Source organism: Burkholderia sp. RF4-BP95 (assembly GCF_001521985.1).
GTDB classification, from domain to species: Bacteria; Pseudomonadota; Gammaproteobacteria; order Burkholderiales; family Burkholderiaceae; genus Burkholderia; species Burkholderia diffusa.
In genome coordinates, this window is record NZ_LOSX01000063.1 from 41,191 (window position 1) to 58,018 (window position 16,828).

The 16,828-nt window shown below is 68.2% G+C and carries 14 protein-coding genes; 6 read left to right on the forward strand and 8 right to left on the reverse strand.

Annotation, left to right across the window (positions count from 1 at the left end; genetic code table 11):
- Positions 1-29: 29 nt before the first annotated feature.
- The 3 genes from WS46_RS21015 to WS46_RS21020 all read right to left on the reverse strand — a co-directional run bounded on the left by WS46_RS21015 (position 30) and on the right by WS46_RS21020 (position 3,737).
- On the reverse strand, positions 30-1,952 hold the full coding sequence (locus WS46_RS21015) for an SMP-30/gluconolactonase/LRE family protein (protein ID WP_059691619.1): 1,923 nt from the start codon (positions 1,950-1,952) through the stop codon (positions 30-32).
- A gap of 334 nt (positions 1,953-2,286) precedes the next feature.
- Positions 2,287-2,454 (reverse strand): hypothetical protein, encoded by a 168-nt coding sequence (locus WS46_RS35555; RefSeq protein WP_156443167.1) that lies wholly within the window; start codon positions 2,452-2,454, stop codon positions 2,287-2,289.
- 89 nt (positions 2,455-2,543) lie between these two features.
- Entirely contained in the window at positions 2,544-3,737 is a 1,194-nt protein-coding gene (locus tag WS46_RS21020) for a porin (RefSeq protein WP_059691620.1), read from the reverse strand.
- A 312-nt stretch (positions 3,738-4,049) separates the two neighbouring features.
- Between WS46_RS21020 and WS46_RS21025 the strand changes: the two genes are divergently transcribed.
- The 3 genes from WS46_RS21025 to WS46_RS21035 all read left to right on the forward strand — a co-directional run bounded on the left by WS46_RS21025 (position 4,050) and on the right by WS46_RS21035 (position 6,093).
- Positions 4,050-4,682 carry a LysE family translocator gene (locus WS46_RS21025; protein ID WP_059691621.1) on the forward strand — a complete coding sequence of 211 codons (633 nt, stop codon included), beginning with the start codon at positions 4,050-4,052 and terminating at the stop codon, positions 4,680-4,682.
- A 42-nt stretch (positions 4,683-4,724) separates the two neighbouring features.
- Positions 4,725-5,261, forward strand: a complete 537-nt coding sequence (locus WS46_RS21030) for a GNAT family N-acetyltransferase (protein ID WP_059691622.1) — start codon at positions 4,725-4,727, stop codon at positions 5,259-5,261.
- A 97-nt stretch (positions 5,262-5,358) separates the two neighbouring features.
- Entirely contained in the window at positions 5,359-6,093 is a 735-nt protein-coding gene (locus tag WS46_RS21035) for a metallophosphoesterase (RefSeq protein WP_059691623.1), read from the forward strand.
- 22 nt (positions 6,094-6,115) lie between these two features.
- On the opposite strand, the gene WS46_RS21040 is transcribed toward WS46_RS21035, so the two are convergent.
- On the reverse strand, positions 6,116-7,438 hold the full coding sequence (locus WS46_RS21040; protein WP_059691624.1) for an ATP-binding protein: 1,323 nt from the start codon (positions 7,436-7,438) through the stop codon (positions 6,116-6,118).
- On the reverse strand, positions 7,435-8,175 hold the full coding sequence (locus tag WS46_RS21045; protein ID WP_059532572.1) for a response regulator: 741 nt from the start codon (positions 8,173-8,175) through the stop codon (positions 7,435-7,437). The genes WS46_RS21040 and WS46_RS21045 overlap by 4 nt, the downstream gene beginning before the upstream one ends.
- 228 nt (positions 8,176-8,403) lie before the next feature.
- Between WS46_RS21045 and WS46_RS21050 the strand changes: the two genes are divergently transcribed.
- The gene (locus WS46_RS21050) at positions 8,404-8,985 is read left to right on the forward strand and encodes a thioredoxin family protein (protein ID WP_059691625.1); all 582 of its coding nucleotides are present in this window, start codon (positions 8,404-8,406) and stop codon (positions 8,983-8,985) included.
- 49 nt (positions 8,986-9,034) lie between these two features.
- On the opposite strand, the gene WS46_RS21055 is transcribed toward WS46_RS21050, so the two are convergent.
- Positions 9,035-9,673 (reverse strand): FMN-binding negative transcriptional regulator, encoded by a 639-nt coding sequence (locus WS46_RS21055; RefSeq protein ID WP_059691626.1) that lies wholly within the window; start codon positions 9,671-9,673, stop codon positions 9,035-9,037.
- A 125-nt stretch (positions 9,674-9,798) separates the two neighbouring features.
- Here WS46_RS21055 and WS46_RS21060 point away from each other — a divergent pair, with 125 nt between their 5' ends.
- Both WS46_RS21060 and WS46_RS21065 read left to right on the forward strand, forming a co-directional pair.
- On the forward strand, positions 9,799-11,352 hold the full coding sequence (locus WS46_RS21060) for a PLP-dependent aminotransferase family protein (protein ID WP_059691627.1): 1,554 nt from the start codon (positions 9,799-9,801) through the stop codon (positions 11,350-11,352).
- Positions 11,353-11,449: 97 nt separating this feature from the next.
- Positions 11,450-13,648, forward strand: a complete 2,199-nt coding sequence (locus tag WS46_RS21065) for a penicillin-binding protein 1A (protein ID WP_059691628.1) — start codon at positions 11,450-11,452, stop codon at positions 13,646-13,648.
- A gap of 271 nt (positions 13,649-13,919) precedes the next feature.
- Here WS46_RS21065 and WS46_RS21070 read toward each other — a convergent pair whose 3' ends face one another.
- Together WS46_RS21070 and WS46_RS21075 are read right to left on the reverse strand one after the other, a co-directional pair.
- The gene (locus WS46_RS21070) at positions 13,920-15,092 is read right to left on the reverse strand and encodes a hypothetical protein (protein ID WP_059691629.1); all 1,173 of its coding nucleotides are present in this window, start codon (positions 15,090-15,092) and stop codon (positions 13,920-13,922) included.
- Positions 15,093-15,361: 269 nt separating this feature from the next.
- Entirely contained in the window at positions 15,362-16,780 is a 1,419-nt protein-coding gene (locus WS46_RS21075; protein ID WP_059691630.1) for an MFS transporter, read from the reverse strand.
- Positions 16,781-16,828: the final 48 nt, after the last annotated feature.

Consider the following 16,828-nt stretch of genomic DNA (forward strand, 5'->3'; position numbering starts at 1 on the left):
GGCTGGTCCGAACGGTGCGGCATGCGCGATCACGGACGCCAGCGATACACGACGACGCTCGACCCGTTGTAGTTGTCCTTCGTGATCACGTATTCGCCGGTCGAGCGCAGGTACGCGCGGATGCCGTACATCGAGTCGACGTCGTTGCCGACGTCCATCGCCGACGTGTTCGAGTTCGTCAGCGTGGTCACGAGGCTGCCGGTGTTGAGGTCGAACACGTCGACGTTCGGCACCGTGTGCACGTAGCCGACGAACAGGTAGTGGCCGGCCGCCGCCATCGATTTCGGATTCGCGCTCGTCAGGTTGATCGCGACGTTCGGCGTGCTCGTGTTGCCGGCCTTCCAGCCGCGATAGACCTCGATGTGCCCGTTCATCGCGGTCCAGTCCCAGGTGCCCGCGATGCCTTGCGCGAGGATCATCGTGTCGCTGTCGGCCTGGTAGATGATTCGCGTGAGCGGCAGCACGGTGCGCGGAATCGGGATCTGCACCGGCTTGCCCCACGTCGGTTTCCCGGTCGCGTCGAAACCCGTCATCGGATAGTGCGAAATGTTGTTGGTGCGATCGAGCCCGGCCCATACGTCGCCGTTGTCGTCGAGCGCGAAACCGGCCGTGACCTGCAGCGTCGTGTTGAACGGCTTGCCGGGAATCGAGCCGTCCGGAATCGCGATGTAGCCGTTCGCGCCGTTGAAGTGATAGATGTTGTAGTTGCCCGGGTTCTGCCCGGTCGCGACGAGCATCCGGGTGCCGTTCACCAGCGCGAGCTGGCCGAAATGCTGGCCGCGCTGGTAGTCGTTCATGTCGAGGCGCGGGTCCTTCGGATAGCTGAACGGATCGATCGTGTTCGCGACGAACGTGCCGCCCGCGGTGCCGGTGTATACGTTGTTGCCGCTGTAGAAGAATGCGCCGTCGGTCGCCGGATCCGGCGCGGCGGCACCTTCGAAGTTCAGCGCCTGCAGTTTCCATTGCAGCGCGCCCGTCGGGCCGTACGAATGAAGGTCGGTGCTGCCGTTGCGCCCGAGATCCCAGCCGCCGCCCCACGCGTTGTTCAGCACGTACAGGTTGCCGGCCGCATCCTTGCCGATGCCGGCGACGCGCGTGAAACGCTTGTCGCCGACCTGCCCCTTGATGCCCGAGGTCGTGTCGAGATACCCGCCCTGCACGCCGAACGTGCCGAGCTGCACGGGCAGACCCACGAGCGCATAGATCTTGATGTTCATGTCGGGGCCTTCGTCGCCCACCAGCAACTGCCCGCTCGGCGCATCGAAATACAGCGACGCCGGCCGCGCGCGGGCCGCCATCTGGATCGTGTTCATCGCCGTGCCCGTCGGGCTGAACTGCGCGACGACGCCCGCGCTCTTGCGCGCGACCCACAGGTTGCCGGCCGCATCGAGCGCCAGCGCGCCGGGGCCCGATACGCCGATGTCACGCTGCCACACGCCGTCCGTCGTATAGACGCGCACGCGGTTGCCGTAGAAGTCGCTCACGTACAGCAGGTTGCCGGTCGTCGCGAGGCCCGTGATCACGTCCGCGTACTGGATGCCCGTCCACGTGCTGACGGGAATGCGCAGGTCGCGCTGGTTCGTGCTGCGGTTGTAGCGGCCGACCGAACCGCTGCCGAACGTGCGGTTGTAGCCGAGCGCGACGAACAGCGAGTTCGCGTTGCCGGTGATCGCGCCACCCTGGAATTCGTCGTGGATGCCGATCGTGCCGAGCGTCTGCCCGTTCTGGTAGATCGCGACGCCGCCCGCGTTCTCGTCCCAGCGCGACGCCGTATAGATCACGCCCTCGGGCGCGACCCACAGCGAGCGCGCACCGTTGCCGACGTGCGCGGCGAGCGTGCCGAACGTGTTCGCAAGCCAGTCCGTCGTGTATTGCGCTTGTGCGTGACCGACCGGCGCCAGCATTGCCATGCACAATCCAAGCAATGCCGCGCGAATTTGTTTCGATAACATGAATGATGCTCCCGGACGATCGTTTTTCGACACTCTAATTCGATGCGTATGAAATATTGGTGATTTTTTCAAAAACCGGCTCAATTGCGCCGCGAATGATTCATTACGTTCTTTGACCACGCGACACCGGCTGACTGAAGACACGCCGCTGCGGGTGTCGTATCGCAGATCCGCGCCCCCGGCGGCGCTCTCGCAATTCGCGCTTTCCGGCACTAAATTCCGAATCGCCCAATACGGACGCGTCATTTTTTCTGATTTACATGCATTGAATTCCCATTTCCGGCAAAGCGATTCAATGATTACAAATCGAAATTAAAATGAAAGAGAAAAAATATTATGCGGCGCACGCTGCATTGCCGGGAAAGTCGTGAATATATGAAATAAAGCGATGTGCGGCGGAATGCCGTTGCCGATGAAGATGCGGATGAGGAGAGAGATGTCCCGCGCGTGCGGCGACGAGCGATGCGCGCAGCGATGGCAGCGCATCGACGATGTCGATCACGCGCTGCCGGCGGAACAGACATCGACAAGCAACGGGCCACGCAATCGGCGGCCCGCCTCGAACGCGGGCCGCCGGTCATGCGCGTGACGTCAGAACTTCTGGCGCAGGCCGAGGCTGACGATCGCCTGCGACCGCGAGTCGGACGAGTGGCCGTTCGCCTTGTCCGACACCGACGCGGTCGCGGCCACCGGCCGGCCGAGCGCGTCGAGCGTCGTGCCGGACGCATGCTGGTACGCGCCGAGCAGGTACACGCTGGTGCGCTTCGACAGGTCGTAGACCGCGCCGAGCGTGACGTTGTGATACTGCGCGCGATTGTCGATGCCGTCGACGTCGCTGCCGCGCGTGTAGCTGTAGCCCGCGAACAGCTGCGTCTGCGGCTGCACGTTCCAGCGCGTGAACACGCCCGCGACGTTGAAGGTCGCGTGGCCGTTGAACAGCGACTGCGCACCGCTGCGGTACTGCACGTTGCTGTAGTTCACGCCGACCACGGCCGGGCCGAAGTCGTACGTCGCGCCGGTCGCGATGATCTGCTGCGACTGCGCGCTCGCATAGCCTTCGTTGATCGACGAGTTGAACAGGCCGTCGTCGGTGCTTCGCCACTTGCCGGCCGTCGGGTCGGTCGCGCCCGTCTTGCTGTTGTCCGAACGCTCGTAGCCGACGCCCACGCGCAGCGGCCCCGCCGCGTATGCCGCGCCGACGCTCCACGTGTTGCGCTGCTTCATGCTGCCCGGCTGGCTGCCGAAGCCGTACAGCGCGCCGAACGTGAAGCCCGAGTAGTTCGCGCTCGTGTACTTGATCGAACTGTCGACGCGCGCGGTCTGGTCGAGATCGTCGATGTCGCCCGGGTGCGCGCCGAAGCCGCCGATGAACGACGACGGGCCGACCGGGCTCACGAAGTCGTCGAGCGACGTGTACTGGCGGCCGAGCGTGACCGTGCCGTAACGGGTGCTGCCGACGCCGACGAACGCCTGCCGGCCGAACTGGCGACCGCCCTGGCCCGATGTGCCGTTGGTGATGTCGAAGCCGTTCTCGAGCACGAACAGCGCGCGCATCCCGCCGCCGAGATCCTCGGAACCCTTGATGCCCCAGCGGCTGCCGGACAGGTTGCCGGTGGTCAGGCCGACGTTCGAATGTCCGGTATAGGCGCCCGGCGAGCCGACCCGGTCGTTGCTGCGATAGGTGACGCCCGCGTCGACGATGCCGTACAGCGTGACGGAGCTTTGCGCGGATGCGATGCCCGCGAGCGAGAGCAGCAGCGGGGCTGCGATCAGTTGCTTGTTCATGGTTGTTAGCGTCTCCGGGCTGAACCCGTTGTTCTATGCGAGTAGCGTGTGCGGCAGGGAGATCCGCCGGCATGCGAGGCCGGCCGCGGCCGCATACGGGAACGCGCGCGTGCGATACGCGCGCGCGACGTCGCGGCGAGCATGCCCGCCACGGCCGCCATGGTAGTTGGAACCGGTTCCCGTCGACAGCGCAATGATGAAAACAATTTCTTGCGAGAATCGAGATAATCGGTCGCGCATCGAACGCCGCTGTACAGCGCGACGACGTGCGCCCGATAATCGAGCACCCGCCTTGCACAGGGAGCCTTCGGCATGCATCAAACGACCTTGCTGATCTTCGCCGCCGTCGCGTTCGTCGGAATCGCGACGCCCGGCCCGACCGTGCTGCTCGCACTGACCAACGGCTCGCGCTACGGCGTGCGCCGCGCGGCCTACGGTTTCGCCGGCGCGATGCTGTCCGACTTCGCGCTGATTGTCGCGGTCGCGCTCGGCCTCGGCGCGCTGCTGATGGCGTCGGCATTCTGGTTCTCGGTGGTGAAATGGCTGGGCGCCGCCTATCTCGCGTATGTCGGCATCCGGCTGCTCACGTCGAAGGGCTCGCTCGACGTCGCCGTCGCGCATGGCGGCGCGGTGCACGGACGCAACGCGTCGATCTTCGCGAAGAGCTTCCTGACCGCGGTGACCAATCCAAAGGGCTATCTGTTCTTCTCCGCATTCCTGCCGCAGTTCCTCGATCCGTCCGCGCCGCTCGCGCCGCAATACGTCGCGCTCGCGGTCACGTTCGCGCTGCTCGACGGAGCGGTGATGTTCGGCTACGCGCTGCTCGGCGCTCGCGCGGTGCGGCTGCTGAAGCGCTCGGGCGCGCTGTGGCTCGAACGCACGTGCGGCGCGATGCTGCTCGCCCTGGCCGGTTCGCTCGCGCTGTACCGGCGTCATGCCGCGTAGGCGCGTCGGCATGCGCGCCGCAGCGTGCGTGGCGGGTGCGCGATGAGGATCGCCGCGCCGCCCCGCTCCGGTTTCCCCGGCCTGTCGCTCCGGCAGCTCGACCGCGCGGATCTCGACGCGTGGTACGCGTACCTGTCGAATCACGACGTCGTCCGCCACACGAGCTGGAACCTGCATGCGCGCGACGATCTGCTGCCGCTGTTCGACGGCATCGAGTCGACTCATCCGGATTCGATCCGCCGTCTCGCGATCGTCGACGACGCGTCGGGCGCACTCGCGGGAACGATCGGACTGCATACGGTGTCCACCGCGAACCGCTCGGCCGAGATCGCGTACGACCTCGCGCCATCGCACTGGGGGCGCGGCATCGCGAGCGCGCTGTGCGCGAGCGTCACCGCATGGGCGTTCGCCGAAGGTGGCTTCAAGCGCATCCAGGGCGTCGTGCTGACCAGCAACGCCGGCTCCGTGCGCGTCCTGCAAAAATGCGGCTACCGCTACGAAGGATTGTTGCGCGCGTACCGGATGGTGCGCGGCGTACCGGGCGATTTCGCGATGTACGCGCGCATCGCGACCGACTGAAACTCGCCGCGCGTCGCGCGTGTCCCGCCATCGATGCGATTGGACGATCCGCGCCGAATTCGCGACAATCGCCGTTCCCCGCCTCGACTTGCTCACCATGAAAATCGCCGCGCTGTCCGACATCCACGGCAACCTCGCCGCGCTCGACGCGGTGCTCGACGACGTGCGCCGCCGCGGCGCCGACGTGATCGTCAACCTCGGCGACATCGTGTCGGGCGCACTCCATCCCGCCGACACGGCCGACCGCCTGATCGCGCTCGACCTGCCGACCATCAAGGGCAATCACGAACGGCAACTGCTGACCGGCGATCGCGACGCGATGCGGCTGTCCGATCGCTGGGCGCACGACACGCTGCGCGACGACCATCGCGCATGGATCGCCGCGCTGCCCGAGCGCCTGACGCTCGGCGACGACGTGCTGATGGTGCACGGCACGCCCGCCAGCGACCTCGTCTATTTCCTCGAAACGGTGACGCCCGACGGCTGCCGTGCGGCGACGCCCGATGAAATCGCGCAGCGCGCGGGCGACGCGCCGGCGTCGCTGATCCTGTGCGGCCACACGCACGTGCCGCGCATCGCGAAGCTCGACGACGGGCGTGTGATCGTCAACCCGGGCAGCGTCGGGTTGCAGGCTTACATGGACGATCTTCCGCATCCGCACCGGATCGAAACCGGTTCGCCACATGCGCGCTATGCGATGGTATCGCGCACGTTGGCCGGCTGGCACGCCGAGTTCCATGCGGTCGAATACGACTGGCATACGGCCGCCGCCACCGCGGCATCGCGCGGCCGCGACGACTGGACCGTCGCGCTGCGCACCGGCCGGTGCTGACGCCGCATCACGCGGCGTCCGATCACGCAGCGTTCGCCAGCGTCAACCGCGCTTCCAGCCCGCCGCCGTCCGGCCGGTTGCGCAACGTGAGCGTGCCGCCCATCGCGAGCGCGAGCTGACGCGCGATCGCGAGGCCGAGCCCCGTGCCGCCCGTCTCCCGGTTGCGCGACGTCTCCACGCGCCGGAACGGTTCGAACACCGCGTCGAGCTGATCGTCCGGAATGCCGGGCCCGCGATCGAGCACCGCGATGACCGCGCCGCCGCCCGGTGCCGCCTGCACGTCGATCTCGGCCGCGCCCGCGAACTTCAGCGCGTTGTCGACGAGGTTGCCGACGATCCGGCGCAGCGCCTTCGGCCGCGTGACGAGCGCGAGCGGCCCGCCGCTGTGCAGCGCGACGTCCTGCCCCGCATCCATGTAGTCGCACACGATGCTGTCGAGCAGCGCGTCGAGATCGATGCGGCGCGCGGCCTCTTCCGTGCCGTGCAGCGTGCGCGCATACGCGACGCCTTCCTTCACCAGATGCTCCATCTCGAGCAGGTCCTGGCGCAGCTTCGCGCCCTGCGCGTCGTCGTCCATCACGTCGACGCGCAGCCGCATCCGCGTGATCGGCGTCTGCAAATCGTGCGAGATCGACGCGAGGATCTGCATGCGCTCGGCCATGTACTGCGCGATGCGGTCCTGCATCGCGTTGAACGCGCGGGCCGCGCGCGCGACTTCGGACGGGCCGTCCTCGTTCAGGCGTTCGCCCTTCAGGTCGGGGCCGAGCGCGTCGGCCGCCTGCGCGAGCTGCTTCAGCGGCCGCGTCGCGAGCCGCACCGCGAGCCAGCAGCATGCGGCGAGCACCGCGAGCTGCAGCGCGAGCACGACCGGCAGCCAGCCCGACAGCGGCACAGTCGACATCGGATGGATGTCGATCGTCAGCGGCGAGCCGTCGGTCAGGCGCAGATGCACTTGCAGATGCTCGCGATCGCCGGGGAGCGCGTTCGCGGTCAGCGGGTAATCGCCGCCGATGCCGTCCGAGATCGAACGCTCGACGCGCGCCGAGAGCCGCGCCTCCGGCGGCGTGCCCGTCTCGCCCGGCCCGAGGATGAACGCGTAGCTGCGCCGCGCGAGACGCGGCAGCCACGCGGCGCGCTGATCGGGCGGCAGGTGGTCGAGCAGCGCGACCGAGCTCGCGACCTCGCGCTCGATGTAGCCCATCATCAGGTTGGTGGTCGCCTGGTCGCGCTCGGTCACGGTGAGCCAGAACGACAGCGTCTGCGCGAGCGCGAGGCCCACGCACAGGATCAGCGCGAGCCGCGCGAACAGCGAGCGCGGCCAGTGCCACAGGGTGCGCGCGTTCATGCGTCGCCTTCGACCGCGGTCACCGCCGACGAGAACACGTAGCCCTCGTTGCGCAGCGTCTTGATGTAGCGCGGCTCGCGCGCGCCGTCGCGCAGACGCTGCCGCAGCCGGCTCACGAGCAGGTCGATCGACCGGTCGAACGGATCGGACTGCCGGCCCTGCGTGAGGTTGAGCAACTGGTCGCGCGTCAGCACGCGCTGCGGATTGTCGAGGAACACCCGCAGCAGCCGGTACTCGGCGCCGCTCAACGCGACCAGCGTGCCTTCGGTGTCGAGCAGGTGACGCCCCGTCGTGTCGAGCCGCCATTCGCCGAACGCGAGCATCGCGGCCGTCTCCGTCACCTGCATGCCGGGCGGCAGCATGCGCGCGCGGCGCAGCACCGAGCGGATCCGCGCGAGCAGTTCGCGCACCGCGAACGGCTTCGCGAGATAGTCGTCGGCACCCATCTCGAGGCCGATGATGCGGTCGGTTTCCTCGCCGCGCGCGGTCAGCATCAGCACCGGCACCGTCCGGAACTTGCCCGCGCGCAGGTCGCGGCACAGCGTGAGGCCGTCCTCGCCGGGCATCATCAGATCGAGCACGATCAGGTCGGGCGCGCCGTCGTCGAGCGCGTTGCGCATCTCGCGGCCGTTCGCGGCGAGCGACACGCGCATGCCGTTCTTCTCCAGATAGTCCGCGATCAGTTCGCGGATCGCGCGATCGTCGTCGACGATCAGTACGTGGTCGATCTTGTCCATGAGTCGATGTCGTTGGCGTGATGTTCCGGCTGGTGATGTCCGCTTTTATACCGCACCGCGGGCGCGCGTTTGTATCCCAATGTATCGCGTCGCCGTGACGACACACAACTTTGCACACGCGCGGCTTGCCGGACACACCGCAGATACGTCGGCGCGGCCCAATGACGGCTGTCGAAACCTGTCCGGCCCGCGCACTCGCGCAGCGGCCGGCCGAACCGGAGAACCGCCATGCTGCCCAGATTCAAGACCGCCGCCCTCGTGATTGCCCTCGCCGCCACGGCCGGGCTCGCCGCGTTCGCCGGCACCCGCGACGACGCGGGCATGACCGCCTCGCTGGCCGGCACGCCGGCGCCCGACTTCACCGGCATCGAGCGCTGGCACAACAGCGTGCCGCTCAAGCTCGACCAGTTGCGCGGCAAGGTCGTGCTGGTCGATTTCTGGACGTACTCGTGCATCAACTGCATCCATACGATTCCGTACGTGAACGACTGGTACCGGAAGTATCGCGACCAGGGGCTCGTCGTGGTCGGCGTGCATACGCCCGAGTATCCGTTCGAACGCGACGCGAAGAACGTCGCCGATGCGGTCAAGCGCTTCGGCATCCAGTATCCGGTCGCGCAGGACAACCGCTACGACACGTGGCGTGCGTACGGGAACCAGTACTGGCCCGCGCTGTACCTGATCGACGCGAACGGGAAGGTCGTCTATACGCGGTACGGCGAGGGCGGGTATGACAAGACGGAAGCGGCGATTCGGGGGGCGCTGGCGCAGGCGGGGGAAGCGGCGAAGGGCGCGACGCGTACACAGTAGCGTGCGCCGGCCGGGGCGCGGCATGCGCCCCCGTGCGATTCACCTCGACTTACTTCCGCTTCGCATCCGCCTCCGCCAGCATCGCCTCGCCGATCGCGAGATTCCCGTCCGCGATCAGCGCGTCGCCCGCGCCGCGGATATCGTCGACCGCCTTGTTCTGCCCGAGCTTGCGCTTGCCGACGAGCCGCGTGATCTCGATCTGCAGCCCGACGATCGACTGCAGCATCGTGTCGAGATAGTCCTTCGGCGCGTCGGTCATCTTCCACGGCGCCGGCTGCGACGCCTCGTGCGTGCGCGTCAGCCGCGCGACCACGCCGCGCACGAACTTCTCGTCGTCGCGCACCGTGATGCGGCCGTATGCATGCACGACCACGTAGTTCCACGTCGGCACCTGTCGATGCGCCGCATGCTTGCTCGGGTACCAGTTCGGCGAGATGTACGCGTCGCCGGCGCGGAAGATCACGAGCACCTCGTCGCCGTTCGCGACCTCCTGCCAGACCGGATTCGCCCGCGCGACGTGCGCATGCAGCTCGCCGAGGCCGCCGTCGCCCGGCAGCAATTCGAACGGGAGGTGGTTCGCGTCGAGCCCGCCCTTCCCGTGCGTGACCAGGCTGCCGAACGGATGATCGACGATCAGTTCGCGCAGCGCGTCGGGGCGGGATTCGGCGAAATCGGCAGGGACATACATGGCGGCTCCACGGTCGAAAAGGGTTCGGACGGAACAGGCGCAACCGGCCCGTCATGCGCAGATTGTGATCGCTAACTGGTTTATGCTGTAGAGCCGGTTTAGAACAATTTCAGCAGACCAGAATCATGGCCAGAACCGCCCGGATCGTCGAAATCCCGTCGCTCGGCGTGCTCGACCGCGCGGCCGGCGACCTGAGCCGCCAGCTCGCGCAGGCGTTGCGGGACGCGGTGCGGCGCGGCGACATGCGGCCCGGCGACACGCTGCCGTCCACGCGGCTGCTCGCGACATCTCTTCAGGTCGCGCGCGGCACCGTCGTCGACGCGTATGCGCAGCTCGTCGCCGAAGGCTTCCTGGAGTCGCGCGGCGGCGCCGGCACGCGGGTCGCGAACGCGCTGGCCGAGCCCGCTCCGCCGGCCGGTGAACCGCCCGCCGCCCGGCGGCGTGCGGCGCCCGCCGGGCTGCCCGAACCGGCCGCGACGTTCGCGCGGATCGCCCGCGAATTCCGGCCGTTGCCGGCCGTGCCGTTCGCGATCTCGGTGCCGGTCGGGCTCACCGCGCCCGACGACATCTGGCGCCGGCTCGGCAACCGCCTGCGCGCCCGCGGCGCCGGTGCGCCGTCCGGTTACGCGGATCCGCAAGGCGCGCTGCCGCTGCGCGAAGCGATCGCCGATTACGTGCGCCGCTCGCGCTCGGTGCGCTGCAGCGCCGATCAGGTCGTGATCACGAGCGGCACGCAACAGGGGCTGCACCTCGCGAGCCAGGTCCTGCTCGGCCCGAACGATCGCGCGTGGGTCGAGAATCCCGCCTATCGCGGCATCACCGCGCTGCTCGAAAGCACCGGCCGGAGCGACGCGATGGTCCGCGTGCCGGTCGACGCGGACGGCATCGACGTCGACGCCGGCATCCGTCTCGCGCCGAACGCACGCGCGGCGTTCGTCACGCCGTCGCATCAGTACCCGCTCGGGATGCCGATGAGCATGGCGCGACGCAACGCGCTGCTCGGCTGGGCGCGCGCACATCGCGCGTGGGTGGTCGAGGACGACTACGACAGCGAGCTGCGCTACGAAGGCTATCCGTTCCCGTCGCTGCAAGGTCTGGATCCGGAACACGTGATCTATCTCGGCACGTTCAGCAAGATCCTGTTCCCGTCGCTGCGGCTCGGCTACGTGATCGCGCCCGACGACCTCGTGCCCGCGTTCTGCGGTGCGCGCGCGCTGATGGATCGGCACGCGCCGACCGCCGATCAGCACGTGCTCGCCGCCTTCATCGCGGAAGGGCATCTCGACCGCCACATTCGCCGGGTGCGCGGCGTCTACGCGGAACAGCGCGCGCTGCTGATCGACACGCTCGGCGCGCGGCTGCCGCGCGAGCGCGCGTGGGTGCAGCCGGGCGATCAGGGGATGCACGTCGTGCTGTGGCTCGCGCAAGGGATCGACGATCTCGACGTGGTGGCGCGCGCCGCGCAGGCGGGTGTCGCGGTGCGCGCGGTGTCGCCGATGTTCGCGCCGGGCACCGCGCGTCCGGGCCTCGTGCTCGGCTTCGGCGGGTTCGATCGCGCGCGGATGGAAGCGGCCGCGCAGCGGCTCGCGGATGTGGTCGGCGAAGCGGCCGGCACCGTTTCATCGGAAGAATCGCGGCAGCGCACACGACCAAAGGTTGTCCGCGGGAAACAAACGTAATCGTCTGTAAATCCTGCAAGAAAACGGGCTGTTTGGCCGCCGGCAACGGTGCGCGGTTTGCTAGGATCGCGCCTTTTCCGCTCGCGCTCCTGCCGTCGTGAATCGCTTCGTGCCGTTTCTTCGTGACCTGTGGCTTCGCTGCCGCACCGGCGCCCGCGTGCTGGGCGCCGGCGCTTGGCATCGCCTGCGCCATCCGACGCGCCGCGGTGTCGCGCTGACGCTCGCCGCGATACCGGTGCTCGGCCTGCTGGTCCTGCTCGCGTTCGTGCCGTTCACGCCGAGCATCGGCGACATCCGCAAGGCGCGCATCGACCGCCCCGCGCGCGTGCTGTCGGCCGACGGTCAGCTGATCGCCGAATTCCGGCCCGTCAATCGCGAATGGGTGCCGCTCAAGCAGATCTCGCCGCACATGGTCGACGCGCTGATCGCGACCGAGGACCACCGCTTCTACGCGCATCACGGCATCGACTGGCGCCGCACGCTCGCGGCCGGGCTGCACACGTTCTCGGGCAGCCGCCAGGGCGGCTCGACGATCACGCAGCAGCTCGCGCGCAACCTGTATCCGGACGAAGTCGGTCGCGCGCCGACGCTCACGCGCAAGGTGAAGGAGCTGATCACCGCGTTCAAGATCGAGACGGTGTACAGCAAGGACGAGATTCTGGAGACCTACCTGAACACGGTGCCGTTCCTGTACAACGCGTATGGCGTCGAGATGGCCGCGCGCACCTATTTCGGCAAGTCGGCGGACCAGCTCGACATCGTCGAAAGCGCGACGCTCGTCGGGATGCTCAAGGGCAACAGCTATTACAACCCGGTGCTGAACCCCGAGCGCGCGGAACAGCGCCGCAACATCGTGCTCGCCCGGATGGCGGCGATGGGCATGCTGTCGCCGCGGCAGCTCGCGCAATTGCAGCGCCGGCCGCTGCGCGTCGACTTCGAGCCGCAGACCGCGCAGCCCGGCCCCGCCCCGCACTTCGCGGTTCAGCTGCGCAAGTGGCTGATCGCATGGGCCGATCGCAACAACTACGATCTTTACGCCGACGGCCTCGTCGTGCGCACGACGCTCGACGCGCAACTGCAGGACATGGCGACGCAAGCGCTGACGCAGCAGACCGATCGCCTGCAGGCGATCGCCGATAGCGCGTGGCACAACCCGTCCGGCTGCGGGCTGCGCAACGACCTGTTCCGCGGCTTCATCCGGCAGACGCCCGACTATCGCGCCGCGCGCGACGCGGGGCTCGCCGATGCGGCGGCGCTGAAGCAGCTCGGCGCGAATCCCGCGTTCATCCGCGCGTTGTGCGAGCGCAAGACGCAGGTGCAGGCGGGCTTCGTCGCGATCGATCCGCGCAACGGCGCGATTCGCGCGTGGGTCGGCAGCCCCGATTTCGGCAGCGAGCCGTTCGATCACGTCGTGCAGGCGCGACGCCAGCCGGGCTCGACGTTCAAGCCGTTCGTCTATGGCGCCGCGTTCGCGGACGGCATGCGGCCGGGCGATACGTTCGTCGATCGCCCCGTCGCGATTCCGATCGGCGCGCACGCGGTGTGGCATCCGACCGATGCCGAGCCGCCGACGGACGCGCCGATGACGTTGCGCGACGCGCTTGCGCTGTCGCGCAATCGCATCACCGCGCAGGTGATGCAGCGCGAAGGCGCGGCCAGGGTCGCGCAGCTCGCGCGCGCAATGGGCGTGCGCGACAGCGCGCTCGACGCGGTGCCGTCGCTCGCGCTCGGCACGAGCCCCGTCACGCTGAAGGAAATGGTGTCGGCGTACGGGACGATCGCGAACCGCGGCGTGTACGTCGCGCCGCAGATGATCACGCGCATCGAGGACCGCGACGGCAAGGTGCTCGCCGCGTTCGGCAGCGCGCCGCCCGAACGCGCGCTGCCGGTGGCCGCGGCACAGACGCTGGTCGACGTGATGCGCGGCGTCGTCGATTACGGGACCGGCGCCGACATCCGCTCGCGCTACGGGATTCGCGTCGACGTCGCGGGCAAGACCGGCACGACGCAGGACAACACGGACGGCTGGTTCATCCTGATGCATCCGCAACTGGTGGCCGGTGCGTGGGTCGGCTTCGACGACGGTAGCGTGACGCTGCGCAGCGACTACTGGGGCGCGGGCGCACACAGCGCGCTGCCGATCGTCGGCTCGTTCTACGATGCGGCATTGCGTGCGCGCGCGATCGATCCGCGTGCGCAGTTCTCGCCCGATTTTCGGCCGCGCAGTGCGCCGGCACCGGTGCCGAAGCGACATCCGCACCCCGGCCTGTTCGACTGGCTGAAAATCTTCCGCTGAGCACCACTCGACAATGACGCTTCGTCATCCTTGACGAAGCGATCCCGGCACGCATCGCGCATCGTCGACGCGTTCGCGCGCGTCGCCACCGCGTGGCGTTTCGCGTTCCGCGACTGCACGCCGTACGATTTTGCGGGCGACCTGCGTCAGGCCCCGACCGATGCGCGGGCCGGCGGATACGACCGACAACGCGCTCAGGCCGCCGCGAGCGTCGCGGCCAGTGCATCGAACTGGCGCACCCGCCGTATCGCCCTCGTCGGACCGGCTGTCGTCAGTCCGCCGTATCGCCGTTCTTCGGCAGCTTCGACCATGCGTTGCGCCCCGGCGCCGGCGACCATGCCGGACGCGTCTTGCGCGCGCTGTCGATCACGGCCAGGTAGCGGCCGGCGATCGGCGTGATGTCGCGATCGCGGCGCAACACCCACAACGACTTGCCTGCCTCGACGCGCGCCTGATAGTCGTCGTCGAGGATGCCGTGCGTGTCGAGGAACGTGTTCAGCGACGCAGGAATCCGCACGCAGCCTTTCGAATGCCGGATGCCGAGCAGCGGTTCGAGGCGATCGGGGTCGGTCGCGTGCATCTGGAAGCGCATCGGCGACTTGCCGCCCTTGCCCCAGCCCCGCTCGCCGTCCACCCAGCCGAAGTCGTAGATGCGCATGTCGCGCTTGCCGTAGCCGCGAATGCCGTTGTCGTTCGTCGTGCCTTCCGCGCGGAAATCCATGTTGTCGGGCGAGTGGTGGAACACGCCGAGCGGCGTCAGGAAGTGATCGTATTTGCCGGGCCAGCCGGTGCCGACCGGCGACGCGCCGATCATCAACCACGCATTGGACGACGTCGCGCGGAAGTAGATGAACAGCGCCTGAACGTTCGGCGCACGGTCGACGAGCGCAACGTATTCGCCGGCCAGATCGCCGAGATCCGCATCGGCGAGCGCGTTCTGAAGGCGATCGCCATACGCGCGCTGCTCGCTCGCGGGCACGTTCAGGCGCCGCGCGACTTCCTGCGTGAAGCGCTTGCGCATGTCGATCGCACGCGCGGTTGCGCTCCTCGCCTCCTCGGCCGACAGCGGCGGGTGCCGGCGCGGCGGCGTCGGTGCGGGCGCTTCGGCTTCGCTTGCCGGTGTGGCGGATGCTGCCGATGCCGGAGAGGCCGCGGACGCGGCGGATGCCGGCGCCGCCTCCGACGACACATGTGCCGGCGAAGCCGGATGCACGGCCGAAGCAGTTGATGAGGAGGACGTAGCAGTGGCCGACGGCACGTCGGACGCGGCAACGGCTGGCCGCGCGACAAGAACGGAGATCGGAACTGCGGCCGCGAGCCACACATACGTGGCGACCGCGAGGGTACGGCAACGCGGCCTGGATAACCGCCGCGTCAGGTCGGAGAGCATCATGCGATCGAAGCCATCGGCCGATCCGGCCATCGCACGTGGCGAACGGCGCATCTCCCGCGCGAGCCATCGACACGCCTGCGGCACGCATGTGCCCGGCGCCGACGCCTCTTCGCGGTGGAGTCGTTCGCAGTACAACGCGTTCGGTCCAATGGCGGCTAATGAGTCGTCAGGTCTTTCATTCTACCCGCGCGGACATGAATCGGCAGGGCCGAACCCCCGGTTTCGCGGCGGTGTTGCGCTTCGTCACGCTTTGTTTCAACTCGTTGCCGCTTGCTTGTCACCCGCGTGCCGCACGCGACACGCGAGTGCGCAACCGGCGTCTACTTCGAAATGGTTTCGAGCGCGATGCCTTTGGTACGCGGCCCCATGAACCCGATCGCGGCCATCACGATCACCATCGCGCCGGCAATGAACGCGAACACGCCGAACGTGCCGAAGCCCTTCAGCACGGCCGCGATCACGAACGACGAGAAGATCGCCGAGAAGCGGCTCCACGAGTAGACGAAGCCCACCGCGCGCGCGCGGATCGACGTCGGGAACAGCTCGGCCTGATATGCGTGGAAGCTGTACGACATGATGTTGCTCGCGAGCGTGAGGCCGATGCCGAGTACGATCAGGAATGCGCCCGCCGTCGTCTGGCTGAACAGCAGCCCGCAGACGACGATCGCCGCCGCCATCGCGACGATCACCGACTTGCGCTCGAAGCGGTCGGCGATCACGAGGCCGATCAGCGGGCCGAGCGGCGCCGCGAGCGCGATCACGCTCGAATACATGAGACTCGACGTGATCGTGATGCCCTGCTTGATCAGCAGCGTCGGCACCCAGTTCGCGAAGCCGTAGAAACCGACCGTCTGGAACACGTTGAAGATCGTCATCATGATCGTGCGGCTGCGATACGGCGGCACCCACATGTCGCGGAAGCTGCCGCGCGGCGGCACCGGCTCGGCCGGCGCGAGCGGCGGCAGCGGCCGGCCATATTCGGCTTCGACCTTCGCCTCGAGCGCGCGCATGATGCGATCGGCTTCGTCGACGCGCCCCTGCTGCGCGAGCCAGCGCGGGCTCTCGGGCAACTCGCGGCGAATCCACCACACGAACAGCGCGCCGTGCGCGCCGATCAGCACGACCCAGCGCCAGCCGTCGAGGCCGAGCGGTGCGTGCGGCACGAGCAGATACGCGAGGAACGCGACCACCGGCACCGCGACGAAGCCGACCGCCTGCTCGCACGCGAACGCGCGGCCGCGGATCTGCTTCGGCACGAGTTCGGAGATGTACGTGCCGATCGTCACCATCTCGACGCCGAGGCCGAGACCGACGACGAAGCGCCAGAAATTCAATCCGCCCGCCGTGTCCTGGAACGCCATCACGACGTTGGCGGCCGTGTACCACAACAGCGACCACGTGAAGATCGCGCGGCGGCCGAAGCGGTCCGCGAGGAAGCCGCATGCGATCGTGCCGATGAAGAGGCCGGAAAACAGCGCGGCGATGAAGCTCGCGACGCCCGTGGTGCCGAACAGGCCGTGCGTCGTCGCGGACAGGATCCCGCTCTTCACGAGGCCCGGCGCGACGTAGCCGCTGTACAGCAGATCGTAGAGTTCGAAGAAGAAGCCGAGGCTCAGCAGCACGACGAGCTTCCAAACGCTGCGGGTCGGTGGCAGGCGATCGAGGCGGGCCGAAATCGAGCCGGCGTCGATGGAAGAGGACGAGGCGGCTGCCGGTGGAAAGCTGTCCGTTGAGACCATCTTGGTCGTGTCTCCTGATCGTGTCGTGTGTTTTGTTGTCCGGCGGCC